Genomic DNA, 17,728 nt, shown 5'->3' with positions numbered 1-17,728 from the left:
TTTTTTCTAACTTTTGAGTAGTAATCTAATAAAAATACTCATTAAGTGTCTTTTTAACATTTGTAAATTTAAATAAAAAAAAGCTTAAAAACAAATTGATATGATAAAATAACTGTACAATTAGAGCATATTTCATAATTAAACTTCAAATCAAACATTCAAATGTTATTTTTTATTCTAAAAACACAACCGGTAGCATAAATTTTTTATGAATAAAGATAATTTTGGAGAAAAATATGACTTATTACATAAAAATTTAGTTTTAATAATTTTATATCTTTTGTAAGAAATTAAAAAGATGTACTTTATAGCTTTTGATAAAAAAGCTTTATTAATCATGAGATTATCCCAAACATCTTTACTTAATAATTATGGATCTAAATATCACAAGCCATTATAATAATTACTACTTTTAATTGACCATAATGAATTAAGTGTTCTATCTACATTAATAAATTATGAAACCTATTAGGAAGTTTATATATTTACTCCCAAATTACAGTATATGTTAAATAGTTATAGTTCTGCGGATAAGGTTTTATTAGCAGTCGATTGTATCATTTTTGGTTTCGATCATCAGGGATTAAAAATACTTTTAATTAAAAGAGATTTTGAACCTGAGAGAGGAAAATGGTCTTTAATTGGCGGATTCTTAAAACGTGATGAAATATTAGACAATGCCGCCATTCGTATTTTGAGTACCTATACCGGACTGCAGGATATCTATATGGAACAGCTGCACGCCTATAGCGAAATAGATCGTGACCCAGTCGACAGGACTATATCTGTATCTTATTATGCACTCATTAATATTGAAAACCATAATACAGAACTCATTAAAAACTATCATGCAGAATGGTTTAGCGTTGTAGATGCCCCTAACCTTATTTTTGACCACAACGAAATGGTTAAGCATGCCATTAAAAGGTTACGTTACAGGACTTCGATAAAACCAATTGGATTTGAATTACTGCCTGAAAAATTCACGATGCGACAATTGCTTGAATTGTATGAAGCAATTTTAAGCAAGGAATTAGACAAACGTAACTTTATCAGTAAGATTAATTCTTTGGAAATTTTAAATAAACTGGATGAAAAAGACATGCAGTCTTCCAGAAAAGGATCTTATTTATATACGTTCAATAAAGAAAAATACGAGGAAAAATTACTTAACGATTTTGTCCTGAATTTATAAAACAAACTATATGTTTAGGCTTTTAAGTCTCAATTTCTTAAAAACAAAAACCCTGAAAGCCAAAAATCTTTCAGGGTTTTTGTTTGGTGTTTGAAATGTTTGATTTAAAGAATTAGAAACTTCTCAATAGTTATAACTATTAAAAAATAGCCCCCTTAATTTTTTCACGTATAGTCTTTTTGTAATCTTTAGGATAAGTTCTGGTTCCCATAAAAATATCTGTCATGGCATTGGATAAAACAGCACCATAATTTTTGGCAACAAAATTGCGCAATACTTTTTGCTGTAAAAAATTTTGGCTAAAGTGATTCCCGCTTTTACTTCTGGTAAAATGCTCTTTTCTAATTTTTCATGGTACAACTCTGAAGACCTAACAGGGTCAAGTTTACCTTCTATAATAGATTGCGCTGCCAAGACTCCGCTTAATATGGCATTTGAAATTCCTTCAGCCAATACAGGATCTGCAAATCCTGCTGAGTCGCCAATTAAAAAAACATTTTTTTTGACGAAAGTATCCGTTCTTGGAGAAACCGGAATGACAAATCCGTGGGCGTCTTCTTTTACAATTTCTGTAATTCCTAACGTTTTTAAATAGTCTGCATAATATTTTTTCAAATCAATTTTCTGGTTCGCTTTAGCCAAAATGCAGACACCAACTGATAAATGATTTTTTTCGGAAAGCACCAGCCATAACCAGACGGAATCGCATCTACATCAAAACGGACATTTTTTGATAACCTTTCAAAATCTGCCGGAGGAACTTCAATCTCATATTCTAAAGCCGGGATAACAGTCCGGGTTTCCTGCCAGCCTGCCATTTTAGCTATTGGACTTAATGCTCCATCACCTGCAATAATAAATTTTGCCTGTATATCGCCCTCAGAAGTATGAATTGTCTGAGTTTCTCCGAAAGTAATACTGTTAACCTTATGGTTTTGCAAAAGAGTAACGCCGTTTTCTTTTGCTTTTTCTACAATCAGATTATCAAAAGCATCACGCATAATCATGCTAATGATGGGCTTATCTCTTTTTGTAGTGAGTTTGATATTTGTATTTGAAAAATAAGTATCGACTTCGTAGAATTCTTGTTCAACAACCGATGAAACATCAAAAGGAATATTGTTTCTTCCTCTGTGCACCAGACCGCCACCACAGGTTTTATATCTTGGCAGCATTTCTTTCTCAATTATGACAGTCGTAATTCCGCTTTTCGATAATTCAAAAGCTGCAGAAGCTCCGGCAGGACCGCTTCCAATGATGGCTACATCAAATACTTTCATTGTTTTTTTTCCAAAACTAAAGGAATCATAAGTAAAAACAAAATTTTGGTTACTTTCTATTTATCGTCAAAACCCGTTATTTATAATTTCAAAAAAATATTATCCTGATCTTAAAGTGAATTTCGCATAATCAGCGAAGATTTGTTTTCTATTTGTTCATTCTTTCCTTTAATGACCATCTCTGCCAAAATTTTTCCCATAGCTTCAAAATGAGTTGAAATAGTCGTGATTCCTTGCGCCACAACTTTTTTAAGCGGAGTTTCATTATACGAAATAATCCCAAAATCGGTTCCTAATTTCAGGTTGTGATTCCGGGCTTCTTCGATTACTCCAACCAGATCACGATCGTTTGGAATCACATATAAATCTCCAATAGCAATTACATGATCGGTAAATTGTGTAATGATTTCGTAATCAAAATTATGTCCTGCACAAAAATTTTCAAATCCGGTTTTCATTCCTAACGGCTCACGGAAACCCGGGAAAATTAAAATCAGTTTTTTGTATTTGCCTAGTCTTGATTTTCCTTTTAAAAGACCTTCAAAAATATCTTTTTGATGATTTTGATAAATAGCAGGATACATTTTTAAGTCGGCATTGGTCTGGTCCAGGATAATCACTTCGTTTACTGGTAGGGTTTTTATGGTTTCAATTATACCTGTGAGGTTGGTCGGCATGATAATGTATTTGGTATAATTACCATTACTGTCATTTATTAATTTTTTAAAGACCGGTACATTAAAATGATGGAAAAAAATATCGACCTGAACATTTTTTCCAATACTTTTTAAAAACGAATTATAAATGTCTTCTTTAAAAATATTAAGTTCATCAAAAAGCAAAAAAATCTTCTGTTTGATACTGGTTTCAACACTTTTAACATAATAGCCCTTGCCCGGAATAGCATAAATTATTCCCCTTTTTTTAAGTTCGTCGTAGGCTTGGAGAACCGTATCGCGAGATAAGGAAAATGCCAGGCAGACTTTATTTACAGAAGGAAGCCTGTCCCCTTTTTTTAGCTTTTCTTCATCAATTGCTTTTTCAACTGAAAGAATTATCTGTTTATATTTTGGCAAACCCAGATTATTTTGAATCGAAATAATACTCATACAAAAAGATTTTTTTGGCAATATACAAAAAACTGGTAGGTACTGGTATACAAAAAACGAAAATATATATAATTTTGAATTTTCACTTTTGATAAAAATAACATGAATTTAAAGCATATATCGCATTTACAAGATTACTCTAATTGCAAATTGTTTGGTTTAGCCCCTGATAACGAAGAAATTTATTGCTTTGAACTGACCAATAAAAATGGAATGAGAGTACAGCTTACGAACTATGGTGCGACTGTAACTTCATTAAAAGTACCTGCTACAGATGGAAAACTGACAGATGTCGTTTTGGGCTTTGACAATCCCGAGGACTATATTGCATCCTATAATTTGCCTAGCGGACCTTATTTTGGCACAACTGTCGGTCGTTATGCAGGACGTATCAGCAAAGGTCGTTTTACTTTAAATGATAAAACATTTCAACTGGCAGGAAACAATAACGGAAATGCTTTGCACGGAGGAAATACCGGTTTTGGTCAAAAAATATGGGATGTCACTGATTTAACAGACCAGTCGGTAACTTTTCATCTGATCAGTGAAGATTTAGAAGAAAACTATCCAGGTGAATTAGAGGTTTTTTTAACCTATACCTTAACCGAAGAAAACGAATTAAAACTCGAATATAAAGCTACCTCTACAGAAGACACCATTATAAATTTAACCCATCACAGTTATTTCAACCTTAATGGTCATGATTCGGATGTACTCGATCAGGAAATGTTTATTGACGCGGATACTATTCTGGAAACCAATAATGAGAGTATTCCAACCGGAAAATTCACTGCTCTCGACAGTCATGAGTTCGATTTCAGAAACAGAAAAAACTGTCCGGCTTCTATTGACAATTCGTTTGTTATTAATTCATGTGCACTAATGGCAGCTCAGTTAATGAGTCCGAAAAACAATTTAAAGATGAGCGTTTACACAGATCAGCCCAGCGTTCATATCTATGTTGGCGGAAATTGTTTCAATATTCTGAGAGGAAAAGAAAATGCAAATTATACTCCCATAAGCGGAATTTGTTTTGAAACCCAAAATTTCCCTGATGCTCCAAATCACAGTCATTTTCCTAATTCTGTTTTAAAAAAGGGAGACGAATATCAGCAGACTACTATTTATAGATTTGAAAATATAAATTAAAATTATACCAAACAATTCAGAAAATTAAAAATAATGAACGAGATTTTAATACAGAATACCACTGCTTTTTTTGAGAAATCTTTCGGGACAGCTCCTCAAAAAATTGTACTTTCTCCAGGAAGAATCAATATTATCGGCGAACATGTCGATTACAATGACGGTTATGTTTTACCTGCTGCAATTGATAAGATCATTTGTTTTGCCTTTGAAAAAAGCAATTCGAAAACATCTAAAATTATCGCCATCGATTTAAATGAAGAATTTGAAGTTGATCTGACTCGGGAAATCAAATTAAGCGATGTAGTCTGGACAAATTACATCCTTGGCGTTATCAAACAATTGCAGGACAATGGTTTTTCTTTCGAAGGGTTCAACTGTGTTTTCAGCAGTAATATTCCGGTTGGTTCAGGATTATCATCATCGGCAGCTTTAGAGTGCGGAATGATTTTCGGAATCAAAGAATTATTCGGTTTGAAAATTGAGAAAGTTGATGTTGCTCTGATGGGGCAAAAAGCAGAACACTGGGTAGGCATCAATTGTGGTATTATGGACCAGTTTTCAAGCGTTCACGGACTTGAAAATAAGGTAATAAAATTAGACTGCAACACGCTGGAATTTGAATATCACAATGCTGATTTCAAAGATTATTCGCTGGTTTTGTTTGATAGTAATGTAAAACACTCCCTTTTTACATCAGAGTACAACAACAGAAGACTAGAATGTGAAGAAGGACTTTCGATCATCAAAAATCATTTTCCGGAAATCAAAACGTTCAGGGACTGTACTGAAGAACAGGTTTTAAGTCTGAAGGATAAAATGTCTGAAGTGGTTTTTAAAAGAGTCTATTTTGTAGTTAAAGAAATCTTGCGTGTTACTCAGGCTTGTGAGGCTTTAGACAATGGAAATATTGAACTTTTAGGCCAATTGCTTTTTGATACCCATGACGGATTATCAAAAGATTATGAAGTGAGTTGCCCTGAATTGGATTTCATTGTTGAACAGGCTAAAAAAGAAGAAAGTGTAATCGGATCCCGATTAATGGGTGGCGGTTTTGGAGGCTGCGCGATCACTTTAATCAAAAAAGGGCACGAAAACAGAGTAAAAGAAGCATTTACCAGCCTTTATTTTGATACATTTGGAATTGATTTAAAAATTTATGATGTGAAAGTCTCAAACGGAACATCACTTTATACAAATTAAGAATGAGAAATTTTGATATTAACGAAGATCCGCACAGACGTTACAATCCATTACTAAATGAATGGGTTTTAGTTTCACCTCATCGTGCAAAAAGACCATGGCAGGGTCAGAATGAAGCTATTTCAACAGAAAAATTACCTGAGTATGACCCGACTTGTTATTTATGTCCGGGAAATGTTCGTGCTAATGGTGTAAATAACCCGAATTACGACAGTTCATTTGTTTTTGAAAATGATTTTGCAGCCATGAAGCAGGATGAAATCATGTACGAAGACGACATCAAACAAACTTTTTTTAAGGCCCAGCCGGAAAGAGGAATTTCCAGAGTGGTTTGTTTTTCACCAAGACACGATCTTACTTTACCTGAAATGGAAGTTGAAGGTATTGAAAATATCATTCGTACCTGGCAAAAAGAATATACAGATTTAGGCAATATCGACTATATCAACCATGTTCAGATTTTTGAAAATAAAGGAAGTGTTATGGGGTGCAGCAACCCGCATCCGCACGGTCAAATCTGGGCTCAGTCATCGTTGCCGACACAGGTTGAAAAAACCCAAAAAAACCTAAAAGATTATTTTATTAAAAACAACCGCAATCTTTTACAGGACTATCTTAAGGCTGAATTAATTAAAGAAGAACGCATTGTAATCGAAAATGATCATTTTGCAGCATTAGTTCCGTTTTGGGCAATCTGGCCATACGAAACGATGATTATCAGCAAAAGACATATTACCAAAATTACTGATTTTACAGCAGAAGAAGTAACCTCTTATGCCACTATTCTGAAACAGCTGACTACGAAATACGACAATCTTTTCAACACTTCTTTCCCATACTCATCAGGAATCCATCAGGCTCCTACAGATGGACAATCTCATGAAGAATGGCAGTTTCACATGCATTTTTATCCGCCTTTGTTGCGCTCTGCTACAGTAAAAAAATTCATGGTAGGATACGAAATGCTGGGCGAATCACAACGTGATATTACTCCTGAAAAAAGTGCTGCCGTTTTAAGAGAACAATCGGATATACATTATAAAAATAAATAAGATGAAAATAGTCGTTACAGGTGGGTTAGGTTTTATTGGCTCACACACCGTTGTTGAATTACAAAACGAAAATTTCGAAGTAATCGTAATTGATAATCTTTCTAATTCTTCAATTGAAGTGTTAGATGGTATCGAAAAAATTACAGGTAAAAAACCACTTTTTGAACAAATTGATCTACGGGATAAAACTGCTGTTCAGGATTTCTTCAAAAAATATGCTGATGTTTCAGGCGTTATTCATTTTGCCGCTTCAAAAGCTGTGGGAGAAAGTGTTCAGAATCCTTTGTTATATTATGAAAACAATATAAACTCGTTAGTTTACATTTTGCAGGAATTAAACAATAAACCCGAAGCAAACTTTATTTTTAGTTCGTCCTGTACAGTTTACGGTCAGGCCGAAAAGATGCCAATTGCAGAATCTACTTCTATCCAGCCAGCAATGTCTCCTTATGGAAATACCAAACAAATTGGTGAGGAAATCATTACCGATGTGACTAAAGTGAGCAATCTTAACGCTATATTATTACGCTACTTTAATCCGATTGGTGCACATCCATCAAACGAAATTGGCGAATTACCACTTGGCGTCCCACAAAACTTAGTACCCTTTATCACTCAAACAGGTGTTGGATTACGCAAAGAATTAGCAGTTTATGGAAATGACTACACTACTTCTGACGGAACCTGTGTTCGTGATTATATTCATGTCGTAGATCTTGCAAAAGCACATGTTATTGCCATGCAAAGACTGGTAAACAAAACCAATACAGAGAAACTGGAGATTTTCAATTTAGGAACCGGAAAAGGAAGTTCTGTTTTAGAAGTAATTAAGGCATTCGAAAAAGCAAGCGGACAAAAATTACCTTATAAAATTGTAGCACGAAGAGAAGGTGATGTAACAGAAGCCTATGCAAATACAGACAAAGCCAATAATGTTCTGGGCTGGAAAACGCAATTAGGTCTTGATGAAGCCATTGCAAGTGCCTGGAAATGGGAACAAAAAATCAGAAAACAATAAGTCTGAAGAAAATATACAAATTGTATCTTTTTGTTACAAATGTAAAAAACACATTTATTTGTGTTGTCCGTAACTATTTTTACTTTATTTTTGATTTTAGATTTGCTAAAAAAATAGCAGAATTAAAATACATATCGTATTTTTTTCGAATTAAAAGAATAAATTACTTAGTTTCGCAACCACTATCAACTATTTTTGACATTCATAAAATTTAAACTATCAAAAATCACTAAATATTAATTTAAAATATTACTAACAAATGAGCCAGAACCTTGCTTTTGCAGATTATGCAGTATTTATTATCTATTTTCTCGTTGTGTCCATTTATGGATACATTATCTATCGCAAGCGCGAAAAAAACGAACACGATGCAAAGGCTTATTTCCTTGCAGAAGGAACCCTTACATGGTGGGCAATTGGAGCTTCATTAATTGCTTCAAACATTTCAGCAGAACAATTCATTGGAATGAGTGGTGAGGGCTTCTTCCTTGGAATTGCTGTTGCTGCTTACGAATGGCTTGCTGCTATTGCATTAATTATTGTAGCAGTTTGGTTTATTCCTGTATATCTTAAAAATAAGATTTACACCATGCCACAATTCTTAAAAACACGTTACAATGAATCTACGGCCTTAATCATGGCGGTTTTCTGGTTGTTTTTATATGTTTTTGTAAACCTTACTTCTATTTTATATTTAGGAGCAGTTGCGATAAATGGATTAGCGGGAGGAGAATATCTTCATGCTATTATGATTGGTTTGGCAGTTTTTGCTTTAATTATTTCTTTAGGAGGAATGAAAGTAGTAGCGTATACAGATGTTATTCAGGTAGCGGTTTTAATTATTGGAGGTCTAGTGACATCTTACATTGCTTTGACTGTTGTAGCTGAAAGTTTTGGTTTTGGAAAAGATGCTCTTGCAGGTTTTAACTTATTAATGGATAAAGCTCCTGAACATTTTAAAATGATCATTGACAGACCTACTGCAAGTTCTTCTCAACTTGAAATTGATAAATATTTGACTTTCCCTGGATTAATGTCTTATTTGGCAGGTATCTGGATTATCAATCTTAACTATTGGGGTTGTAACCAATACATCACGCAAAGAGCATTGGGTGCTGACTTACAAACTGCCCGTACAGGTATTTTGTTTGCAGGTTTCTTAAAATTATTAATGCCGCTTATCGTAATGTTGCCTGGTATTGCAGCTTATGTTTTATATCAAAATGGTGACTTACCACAATTAGTTGGCGGAAAAGACGGAGCTTATTCAGCGATGTTAACCTTCCTCCCAACAGGTTTAAAAGGATTATCTGTAGCCGCTTTAACGGCAGCTATCGTGGCATCATTAGCAGGTAAAGTAAACAGTATCTCTACTATTTATACCTTAGACGTTCATAAAAAATACATCCAAAAAAGTGCCAGCGACAGACATCAGGTAAACATCGGCCGTTATGCTGTTTTCGCAGCGATGCTTTTGGCTGTTTTATTCACATGGAATGACTTACTAGGAATTGGTGGTGTTGGTGGATTTACATACATTCAAAAATATACCGGATTCATTAGCCCTGGTGTATTTGCGATGTTCTTCCTTGGTATGTTCTGGAAAAGAACTACAGGTACAGCTGCTATAGTAGGTGTAATTGCAGGTTTCTTATTATCTGTTTTATTTAATGAATTTGCTCCTGCATTATTCGGAAATGAAACGTTATTATATACGGCTTGGCCTAACGGAAAAGGTGGATTTGAAATTCCGTTCCATATCTGTATGGGATTGTCATTTGTATTCACTATGATCCTTATGATTGCCATAAGTTTTGCAGGACCAAAAGTTAATCCAAAAGCATTCGAATTGGATACACAAATGTTTAAATTAAAACCACAAACTACTGTACTAATTGTAATTACATTATTGATTATAGCTGCATTGTACGCTAAGTTCTGGTAAAATTATATTTTTATAAAATTTCAAAAAAGACTGCTTCAGAAAAGGCAGTCTTTTTTTTACATCATACAAATAATTTGAAAGAAAAAACATATATTTGACAACCCAAATGTCAAAAATATATGTCCTACATTCCCGAGCCTTCTTATACGGATTATTTAACTTATACGATTAAAAAAGGCGATACACTTAGGAGTGTTGCTAAGAAATTAGGCATAGATAGTTATGTGCTTAGGGCTTACCATAATAAATTTTGTCCTTTACAGGATTTGATTGAAGCTGATTTTCCATCGTGGCTTGAATACCTTATTTTGCCACCTCCCGAAATAGAACTTTCTGATGAGGAAAAAGAAAAAAACCGTAAAAAAATAGTTTTTCATGAAGCTTCTTTCAAAATGTCTTTGAATAATGCACAAGTCAGCAACTCGTATGGTGTACTGTATACCATAGAAAACGGATTGGAAACGCATACCATAAAACAGGAGATGAGTGTTGAATGGAAAGCAAAAAACGAAAACGGTTATTACTTTTTTGAAGTGACCCGTATCGGAAAAATTTATATTAATGATACCGCTGCCAGTACCATGGCCGAAGAAATTGCCGAAAAAGCTTCTGCTGCCCTATACCCTTTATTGGTTGTGGTTGACCAAAACGGAAAATGGGTTTACATTAATAACTTTAGCCAGATTGAAGAACGCTGGCAGGAAACCAAAAAACAAATCCTAAAATATTATAAAGGTGATCATGTCGAAAAATACCTGTCTTTTTACGACAGAAATTTAGAAGATAGTGATTCCTTATATATTTCCCTTTCAAAAGACTGGTTTTTAAATGCCTTTTTTAATGGAATCCATACGCAATATCCTCCTTCATTATCAATTCAGAAGGAAATTGATTTCCCTCTTATTGCCAAAACTGAAAATATAAAATATTTCGTTGATCAAAAAGTAGACGACCGTCTGGATGTCGATAATTTTTTAGTGATGGACATTAACGGGAAACTCTGTGATGACCGCACCAAAACCGACTTTGAAAACGAACTGCAAATACCCGTAAAAGAATATTCAGAACAAAAAGCTGTTGGCAGCTACAGGGCAAAATATTTTTTAAACCCTGAGGATTATATTCCCGAGAGCATTTTTATATCCTGCGATTTAGAACTCGATGTCCCGCAGAAATACTCGGTTTCGATTGCGAACTTAAACGAACGTAAAGAAATCAGTGCAACGCCGAAACAGGAATTATTTATTGAAGAAACCCAGCCTCAAAAAAAGTGGTGGCAATTTTAAACAACCTAAATTATGAGCGAAAAACATTTTGTAGTCCAGGGGGCTACCTGCAAATGCAAGTTTAGTGAAGACCCTTCAAAAACGGATAAAATTAAGGTCAAATCACACAAAAAACATTTTGGAAATGATAAGGAAGGGTCAGAAAAACTAATTGCTACCACTAAAGAAATTGGGCAGACTTTAGAAAAAAACACCTTTGGCAAATGCAAAAAACAACCAGCGGGCAATAGCTTTTTGCCTTGTCAGGCTGTAATAACAAAATGGAGCGGTTTTTATGAAAATGTAACCCTTAGCAACCAAGGCAAAATACTCCTGGAAAACAGCAAAGCAACCTGTCCCATGGGAGCTCCGGATTGTATCGAAATTACAGATCACGGACAAACTGCAGAACCTGGAGAGCAAAATTTTAAAAATGCAGAGCCCATGGTGCATAACCTCGTAAACCCAATGGTGGATGTTAGGGAAATGTATACTAATGAGGCTAAACATGAAGGTCTAATTTTTAACAATTAATTTTTACTAAATGGCAAAAGGTGTTAAAAGAATAAAATGGACAGGAGATGGAAAAGTAATTTCAAACTTATCTACTCCTAATAAAAAAATAGTAATTCATCCGGATCAGTACGTTGCTTTTGAAGTAGATTTGTGGTATGATGGGACTCCAGAAGCAGAGAAGAAAAAAACTTTAACCTGGATTCTGCAAGACCGAAAAAAGAACACCATTATTGTACAAAGAATACAGCCTGCGTATGCTCCTAAAAAAATAAGTATCCCCAAAGCTTTATGCGGGCCTTTTGAATATTATCTCGAGGCAAGTATTTCAGGACAAAGAGATTTAGTTAATCAAACTGGTTTGATAATAAGTGGTAATTGTCCCACAAGAATCCTAAGCAGCAAATGGTCAACAACAAAAGACGGAAAAGATGTTCGAAAAGATCATTTTTTTAATTATGGAGAAACGGTCTATCTTAATTTAACAACCGAAGGTCTAAACGGCCACCAAAATTTATGCATCGACATTTTTAGACATTTAGATTATCAGACAGATCCACTTGTTTACAGATATACAAGTGTGGATGTTACCGATGGAGAAATTAATCTTGAAATTAAAAGTACAAATACGTGGTATCCTAAGCTTAAGAATATAAAAGAAAAAGAAGAATTTTATATCAAAGTTTTTGACCCTTCCAATAGACTTTATATTCCGGATGAAAAATACAATGACACCGTACATGCACGTTTTTTAAGAATTAATAAAAAAATTGTTTCTGAAGAAATAAAACCTCCTGTTAATTTATCACCTTTAAAAACCGGTAAACCAGAAAAAACTAAAGAACGATTCGAACTTTGCAGATTTCAATCCATTAGCATTACAGAAAACAAAAAAAACCAACACTAATTTTTGATAATGGTGAAAATTTAAAAAATGTATCAAATCCTAAAACACCTATCGCCAAAACAATCCTTTTTGATTTTGATAAATATGATATAACGTCTGATGCCAAAACAATCCTCAACAATGTTCTGCAATATTTATTAGGATCACAGTATTCAACAATAAAAATTGATGGTCATGCATGCGTTATTGGTAAGGAACAATATAATCAAAAATTATCTCAGCAACGAAGTGATGCCGTGAAAAAAATATTTATTGATGGGGGTTTAGATGGCAACAGAATTGTCTCTACAGGACGAGGTGAAGTAAACCCAACCGATGACAAACAAGGCAGAGACAACATAAAACACAAAGACGAAAAAGAATATATAGAAAACCGTCGCGTAGACATTACTTTTAATGCTTTCGGTCATGATGCCCAAACCATCATTTATGAAACTATTGCTACAAGTCATGAACAAAATCTTACTATAGATATTACCGAATATCAAAATAAAGCCTGTTTTAAAGACGTAAAACATAAAAAAAACATAAAAATAAACTCACCAGAATATCCAAATTCAATAGATAAAGTTACTAATAAATTAGATTTTCCTGTAAAATCAAATCTATCTGTTTCAAATCCTTTACCAATACTATATATCTGGCCTAAAGTATTTGCTAATGAATATAATATTCACGTGCATTCCTGTCGTTATTTTTCAAATGATGCAAATACAACAGTTTTAGTTAAAGCTTATGCTGACATTAAGTGGGACTTTCACTTCTTTTTAAATCTTAGTAATAAGCTAAGTGTAAAATGGCAAAATCTATCTCCGGAGAAACATAAAGAAATGCAAAGTAAAGCAGGAAAAATTGGTGCTGAAAAAAGATGGAAACAGACAGAAATAGATTTTGGAGTAGCTATAGATGCTAAATGGGATAAAATTGAAGGTGATAAATATAATGGGCATTATGATGCTACTAAAAAATATGAAAAAAAATCAAACAATTTTATTCAGTTTTCGCCTCTTTAAAAGAATTTTCAAAGTCAATTACAGAACAAACTAAAGGTACTGTAAGCAAGACTAGGTTAGGAAAAAAATGGCCCCTGTGGGTTGAAATGGATCCTCCAAATTTTTGTTTAGGAGCTGAATGGAGTTTAGCCAGAGGGCAAAATAAAGGAAAAGAAACACTAGAAATAGGTACTGCCATTGAATTCTATTTTAAGGCAGAACCTTTAATTGCTTTGGGTTTAAATATTGATTTGTTAGCTGGATTAGTGCAATTAGGAGTAGCTGCAACCACAGCTGGTTCAGGAAATGTAGCCGCAATGAAAATATTTAATGAAGTTAGAGATTGGCTGGATGAAGATGATAATACCATAAAACTTAAAATGTATATTGATTTAGAAATTACTGGAACTATAAATGGATTTTCTAAATTAAATTTAAATACGGCTTCAGACAAAAATAATGGAGAAGCTAAATTGGAAACAATTTTAAAAATAGAACTTAGAGCTGGTATAGAAATAAAAGCATCCGCAGTATTTATCATTGGGGAAGCCTATGCAAGTGCTGAAGTCTCAGGAAAGGCCGTTGGCTCTGTAACTTTTGGACATGGTCTTTTATTTGAAAAAAATAGTACACAAACTTCTATTTATTATCAGCCCAAGTTAAATTTTGATGGACTACGGGTTAAAGGAGTTATAAAAGCCAAAATTGGTCTACTAATAAAGAAAGGCGTTTTTAAAGGAGATCACGATAAAGAATTAGTTGATTACAAATATGAAGAAAATCTTTTCGATCCTTTTGATGTAATAGAACAATTTGAAAAAATTACAGGATTAAGTTCTAAAGTACAATTATTATAAATTAAAGCAAAATGGAAAAAGCAAAATTATTACACATCATCTTAGTATTGATTTTATTACAATCATGTAATTCTCAAACAAAAGATAAAGAAATGAAAAAACCAGCAATATCGAAACCATTTGATTTGGTTAATTTAACTTTAAATGAAGATATAAATGATGTTTTATTATCTGAAAATCTTTCTCAAAAAGATACAATAAAAAATGATGAAGTAACTTTAATGGGCAATGCAAAACTCGTTTTCAGATCTGATAAATTATTAATTTTCAATAAAACTAAACTTGCCAATAAAAACAATCTTGGCATTAATAATGTCATATTTCATTACGGTAAAATTGATCCGGAAATTGGGGTCCTTAACAATGAAAAAAATAATGTTTTAGGAATGTACCAAATAAATTTATACACAAAATTTGAATCTGATGAACTATATAATAATCTTAAACTACTATTTGGAAAGCCAAAGAATACTTATAGCTTAGGCCCTATCAATACTACTCTATGGATAAATAATAATATCTGCTATTATTATTTTACAAAAGATAATCATGATTTTTATAGAGTCTTGTTTGTCTACAAAAAAAATGATAGGGAATGGGTAGATTTTATTGGCTCATTAGGCTTTGATAGTGGGAATCTTAAATCAGTTAATTAGCTTAATAATTATGAGAAAATTATTTTTTATCACTCTCTGTATTCTCATACAAAGCTGCAACTCGCAAAAAAAAGATTTATCTCAAATCACTTTTACTGAAAAATATGATACTTTTTTTGGCGATATTCCTAACGAATATCGAGAAAGTAGTTCTCTGATAGACTATAATTTGTATGATGTTTATCAGACTGAATCTGAAAAACTACTTAACTTTAATGGAGTTGATTTAAGCGGATACCGTGATAAAAAAGGAGAATTTGGTACTAACTATGTGAGTTTTGAATTTTCAAAAAAAGATAAAACATTAGCTTACTACCATGTAACCTTATTTTATAATAAAAATATAAATAAATTAATAGAAACGATAATATCAAAAACAGGTAAACCTGTGTATGTACCAAGCCCTTTTGAAGGCGAAACTTTACCAGATGCTTTTTTATGGGAGGACAAAACTAGTTTTTATACTTTATCAGGAGTTACCCAAAATCAAGCTGATTTTATGGTTTTTAAAAAAAACGATTTAACAGTTCGAAAACAAATGTTATCAGCTGGTAATTTTCAATATTATGGTGATTATTTGGAATATTTAGAAGAAAAAAAGAAGACTAATAAACAAATTTCTTATTATCAATATGCAAAGCTCATGGAAAGCGAAGGCAGTAAGTTCTATATCGATGATTATGTAAAACCTTAAAAATTCTCTTCTAACCCACAATTACAATGAATTTTAATACACTAAAAACACATATTTTGATTCTACTTGTCCTGATAATCACAAGCTGTCAGGAAAAATTTAATGGTAAATCAGAAAAAAATTTTAAAATTTCTAAAGAAAAAGTAGAGAAAAAATTAAATGCTGATGAAAAAATTAAACTGGAAAAAGCAATTAGAGTAATCACCTTGAAAGCAATGATTCTAAAATTGGATGAATCAAATAAATATAAAGGCAAATCATTTAATGATATAGCATTAGAACTTATTGACGGACTTAGCTACTCATCTCTGACCGATTTAGCAGAAGATTTTTTACAAGAGCGTAATAAAAAAGAAGCGGAGAAATTATTAACCGAAATAAACAAATTAGAAAAAAAGAGAACAGCAATATTAAGTATTCAGAAACAACTTAATCTGTTTAAAATTGAATCCCTAGAGCTGAATGAAACTGATTGGTTTGGAGAAATGTCTCCACGTTTAGAAATCGAATATAAATATATTGGAAAAGCTGATTTAAAAAGCCCTTTTGAAATATCAATTGAGCTAAAAGAAATCAACACAAAACATGCAATATCAATACAATCAAATGGCTATGAAAAGGAGGATTATGTTTTAAAAACCGGTGAATCGGTATATCCAACTATTATTCTGGAAGAAGCAAAAGAGAGAAACCCTCATATCTGGAAAAATTTAAAATATCCAATTAAAAACCCGAAGCTTTCAGACTATAATTTAGATTTAAAAATATATGTATCAAGTATCTATGCAAATGGCAAAAAGATTATAATGCCCAAAATTGATATAAAAGACATTGAAACAGAATTAAAAAACTTACAATCAGAATACAATAAAATTTTAAAGTCCGAAGGAACTTTAGACGAATTAGAACTAACGGATAAATAAATCTTAAACCAAAAGCAACAATGATATACGAGCCCTATTACACCTTAGACTTTTCAGTCGCAGCCTGCAATTTTGAAATTTTGATAAACGATATTCCTGTATTAACAATGGAAGTTGGAGGGCAAATTTCTAGTAATGTTCCGGTAAATTACGCTATTTATAATTCTGGGGAACAATTTGTAAAAGCGATTATAAAACCTCTTTCCGGACAACAAAATCTAGATCCTGAAGCCTCTTTAAGATTTAACGTTAGGCTATACGATGTAGCAAATAATGAATTTAAACATATAAAAGATTTCCCGGAAACAGCAGTTCAAAAAGTGGAAGAAAATCAAAAAATTCCGTTATTGACCACTTCAACAGAATTTACAGCTGAGATTACATACTCATTAACCAAATGGACTGATGGCGAAAATTTAGAAGATGTAGCTAATTTTAAAGAAAAACTTATTACAGCATATGATAAATTGGCTGATCTTCTTAAAGAAGAAAAGTACAGTGAATTTGCCGAAAAAATTAAGGTTAGAGAAAAAATATGGCAACATCAATGTATCTAAGCAGTTCTGAATCTAATGCACGAATTAATAGTTTAATTGAAGATGCTAAAAATGGTTTTAAAGTAATGCCTTTTCCTAAAGACACAATTTTAAGATTTTATGGATATGGCAAATTAGCAACATTCAAAAAACTAAATGGAGAACCAGCTTTCTATTTATTTAATAACGAAACGAAAGAAGAACTTATGATCGATCAAATGTTTTATATTCCTAAAGGAAAAACAGAACCTGAAATTATTTAAAAGCAATATGACGGGGTTAATATTATTGATTGTCATAAGCCTCCTGATTACATCATGCAACTCGCAAACTGATTTAGAAATTTTTTAATAATAGTATAAAAACCAATCCCTCATTTATGTTTAAAGGTTTGTTGTATGAGGATATTAAAGTCTCTCTTTGTGTAATAAATTGTA

General features: G+C 32.6%; 19 protein-coding genes. 16 read left to right on the top strand and 3 right to left on the bottom strand.

Going from position 1 to position 17,728, the window contains the following annotated elements:
* Positions 1-505 precede the first annotated feature (505 nt).
* A complete protein-coding gene (locus P5P89_RS09890) occupies positions 506-1,195 on the top strand; it encodes an NUDIX hydrolase (RefSeq protein ID WP_025570941.1) in 690 nt (229 codons plus the stop codon).
* Between the two features lie 222 nt (positions 1,196-1,417).
* Here P5P89_RS09890 and P5P89_RS09885 read toward each other — a convergent pair whose 3' ends face one another.
* The 3 genes from P5P89_RS09885 to P5P89_RS09875 all read right to left on the bottom strand — a co-directional run bounded on the left by P5P89_RS09885 (position 1,418) and on the right by P5P89_RS09875 (position 3,584).
* Positions 1,418-1,810, bottom strand: a complete 393-nt coding sequence (locus P5P89_RS09885; protein ID WP_278011760.1) for an NAD(P)/FAD-dependent oxidoreductase — start codon at positions 1,808-1,810, stop codon at positions 1,418-1,420.
* Positions 1,807-2,475, bottom strand: coding sequence for an FAD-dependent oxidoreductase (locus tag P5P89_RS09880; RefSeq protein ID WP_278011759.1), 669 nt, complete (start codon positions 2,473-2,475; stop codon positions 1,807-1,809). Before P5P89_RS09880 ends, P5P89_RS09885 begins: the two co-directional genes overlap by 4 nt.
* A 110-nt stretch (positions 2,476-2,585) precedes the next feature.
* Positions 2,586-3,584, bottom strand: coding sequence for a GntR family transcriptional regulator (locus P5P89_RS09875; protein WP_278011758.1), 999 nt, complete (start codon positions 3,582-3,584; stop codon positions 2,586-2,588).
* Positions 3,585-3,686: 102 nt separating this feature from the next.
* Between P5P89_RS09875 and P5P89_RS09870 the strand changes: the two genes are divergently transcribed.
* The 15 genes from P5P89_RS09870 to P5P89_RS09800 all read left to right on the top strand — a co-directional run bounded on the left by P5P89_RS09870 (position 3,687) and on the right by P5P89_RS09800 (position 17,554).
* Complete coding sequence (locus P5P89_RS09870) at positions 3,687-4,733, top strand: aldose epimerase family protein (protein WP_278011757.1); 1,047 nt, start codon at positions 3,687-3,689, stop codon at positions 4,731-4,733.
* 33 nt (positions 4,734-4,766) lie between these two features.
* Positions 4,767-5,933, top strand: a complete 1,167-nt coding sequence (galK, locus tag P5P89_RS09865) for a galactokinase (RefSeq protein ID WP_278011756.1) — start codon at positions 4,767-4,769, stop codon at positions 5,931-5,933.
* Positions 5,934-5,935: 2 nt separating this feature from the next.
* Positions 5,936-6,985: a UDP-glucose--hexose-1-phosphate uridylyltransferase gene (locus P5P89_RS09860; protein ID WP_278011755.1), complete on the top strand. Its 1,050-nt coding sequence runs from the start codon at positions 5,936-5,938 to the stop codon at positions 6,983-6,985.
* A gap of 1 nt (position 6,986) precedes the next feature.
* Complete coding sequence (galE, locus tag P5P89_RS09855) at positions 6,987-8,003, top strand: UDP-glucose 4-epimerase GalE (protein ID WP_278011754.1); 1,017 nt, start codon at positions 6,987-6,989, stop codon at positions 8,001-8,003.
* 259 nt (positions 8,004-8,262) lie between these two features.
* Positions 8,263-9,948: a sodium/sugar symporter gene (locus P5P89_RS09850; RefSeq protein WP_278011753.1), complete on the top strand. Its 1,686-nt coding sequence runs from the start codon at positions 8,263-8,265 to the stop codon at positions 9,946-9,948.
* Positions 9,949-10,067: 119 nt separating this feature from the next.
* The gene (locus P5P89_RS09845) at positions 10,068-11,234 is read left to right on the top strand and encodes a LysM peptidoglycan-binding domain-containing protein (protein WP_278011752.1); all 1,167 of its coding nucleotides are present in this window, start codon (positions 10,068-10,070) and stop codon (positions 11,232-11,234) included.
* Positions 11,235-11,246: 12 nt separating this feature from the next.
* Complete coding sequence (locus P5P89_RS09840) at positions 11,247-11,747, top strand: DUF4280 domain-containing protein (protein WP_180908714.1); 501 nt, start codon at positions 11,247-11,249, stop codon at positions 11,745-11,747.
* A gap of 10 nt (positions 11,748-11,757) precedes the next feature.
* Positions 11,758-12,633, top strand: a complete 876-nt coding sequence (locus tag P5P89_RS09835; protein ID WP_278011751.1) for a hypothetical protein — start codon at positions 11,758-11,760, stop codon at positions 12,631-12,633.
* Entirely contained in the window at positions 12,633-13,646 is a 1,014-nt protein-coding gene (locus P5P89_RS09830) for an OmpA family protein (RefSeq protein WP_340696545.1), read from the top strand. The genes P5P89_RS09835 and P5P89_RS09830 overlap by 1 nt, the downstream gene beginning before the upstream one ends.
* An 86-nt stretch (positions 13,647-13,732) precedes the next feature.
* On the top strand, positions 13,733-14,482 hold the full coding sequence (locus tag P5P89_RS09825) for a hypothetical protein (protein ID WP_278011750.1): 750 nt from the start codon (positions 13,733-13,735) through the stop codon (positions 14,480-14,482).
* Positions 14,483-14,493: 11 nt separating this feature from the next.
* A complete protein-coding gene (locus P5P89_RS09820) occupies positions 14,494-15,138 on the top strand; it encodes a hypothetical protein (protein ID WP_278011749.1) in 645 nt (214 codons plus the stop codon).
* 10 nt (positions 15,139-15,148) lie between these two features.
* Positions 15,149-15,832: a hypothetical protein gene (locus P5P89_RS09815; protein WP_278011748.1), complete on the top strand. Its 684-nt coding sequence runs from the start codon at positions 15,149-15,151 to the stop codon at positions 15,830-15,832.
* A 26-nt stretch (positions 15,833-15,858) separates the two neighbouring features.
* Positions 15,859-16,755: a hypothetical protein gene (locus P5P89_RS09810; protein ID WP_278011747.1), complete on the top strand. Its 897-nt coding sequence runs from the start codon at positions 15,859-15,861 to the stop codon at positions 16,753-16,755.
* Between the two features lie 80 nt (positions 16,756-16,835).
* On the top strand, positions 16,836-17,312 hold the full coding sequence (locus tag P5P89_RS09805; RefSeq protein ID WP_278011746.1) for a hypothetical protein: 477 nt from the start codon (positions 16,836-16,838) through the stop codon (positions 17,310-17,312).
* Positions 17,291-17,554 carry a hypothetical protein gene (locus P5P89_RS09800; RefSeq protein ID WP_278011745.1) on the top strand — a complete coding sequence of 88 codons (264 nt, stop codon included), beginning with the start codon at positions 17,291-17,293 and terminating at the stop codon, positions 17,552-17,554. The genes P5P89_RS09805 and P5P89_RS09800 overlap by 22 nt, the downstream gene beginning before the upstream one ends.
* The last annotated feature ends 174 nt before the right edge of the window (positions 17,555-17,728 follow it).

Source organism: Flavobacterium gyeonganense (assembly GCF_029625295.1).
GTDB classification, from domain to species: Bacteria; Bacteroidota; Bacteroidia; order Flavobacteriales; family Flavobacteriaceae; genus Flavobacterium; species Flavobacterium gyeonganense.
This window is presented reverse-complemented; position numbering and strand designations above follow the sequence as displayed.

What these genes read in the sequence shown, in the direction of transcription:
- P5P89_RS09860 (WP_278011755.1), top strand. Translation starts at nt 5,936, where the DNA reads ATGAGAAATTTTGATATTAACGAAGATCCGCACAGACGTTACAATCCA.
- galE (WP_278011754.1), top strand. Translation starts at nt 6,987, where the DNA reads ATGAAAATAGTCGTTACAGGTGGGTTAGGTTTTATTGGCTCACACACC.
- P5P89_RS09825 (WP_278011750.1), top strand. Translation starts at nt 13,733, where the DNA reads ATGGATCCTCCAAATTTTTGTTTAGGAGCTGAATGGAGTTTAGCCAGA.
- P5P89_RS09800 (WP_278011745.1), top strand. Translation starts at nt 17,291, where the DNA reads ATGGCAACATCAATGTATCTAAGCAGTTCTGAATCTAATGCACGAATT.
- P5P89_RS09815 (WP_278011748.1), top strand. Translation starts at nt 15,149, where the DNA reads ATGAGAAAATTATTTTTTATCACTCTCTGTATTCTCATACAAAGCTGC.
- galK (WP_278011756.1), top strand. Translation starts at nt 4,767, where the DNA reads ATGAACGAGATTTTAATACAGAATACCACTGCTTTTTTTGAGAAATCT.
- P5P89_RS09820 (WP_278011749.1), top strand. Translation starts at nt 14,494, where the DNA reads ATGGAAAAAGCAAAATTATTACACATCATCTTAGTATTGATTTTATTA.
- P5P89_RS09835 (WP_278011751.1), top strand. Translation starts at nt 11,758, where the DNA reads ATGGCAAAAGGTGTTAAAAGAATAAAATGGACAGGAGATGGAAAAGTA.
- P5P89_RS09890 (WP_025570941.1), top strand. Translation starts at nt 506, where the DNA reads ATGTTAAATAGTTATAGTTCTGCGGATAAGGTTTTATTAGCAGTCGAT.
- P5P89_RS09840 (WP_180908714.1), top strand. Translation starts at nt 11,247, where the DNA reads ATGAGCGAAAAACATTTTGTAGTCCAGGGGGCTACCTGCAAATGCAAG.
- P5P89_RS09810 (WP_278011747.1), top strand. Translation starts at nt 15,859, where the DNA reads ATGAATTTTAATACACTAAAAACACATATTTTGATTCTACTTGTCCTG.
- P5P89_RS09875 (WP_278011758.1), bottom strand. Translation starts at nt 3,584, where the DNA reads ATGAGTATTATTTCGATTCAAAATAATCTGGGTTTGCCAAAATATAAA.
- P5P89_RS09845 (WP_278011752.1), top strand. Translation starts at nt 10,068, where the DNA reads ATGTCCTACATTCCCGAGCCTTCTTATACGGATTATTTAACTTATACG.
- P5P89_RS09850 (WP_278011753.1), top strand. Translation starts at nt 8,263, where the DNA reads ATGAGCCAGAACCTTGCTTTTGCAGATTATGCAGTATTTATTATCTAT.
- P5P89_RS09870 (WP_278011757.1), top strand. Translation starts at nt 3,687, where the DNA reads ATGAATTTAAAGCATATATCGCATTTACAAGATTACTCTAATTGCAAA.
- P5P89_RS09880 (WP_278011759.1), bottom strand. Translation starts at nt 2,475, where the DNA reads ATGAAAGTATTTGATGTAGCCATCATTGGAAGCGGTCCTGCCGGAGCT.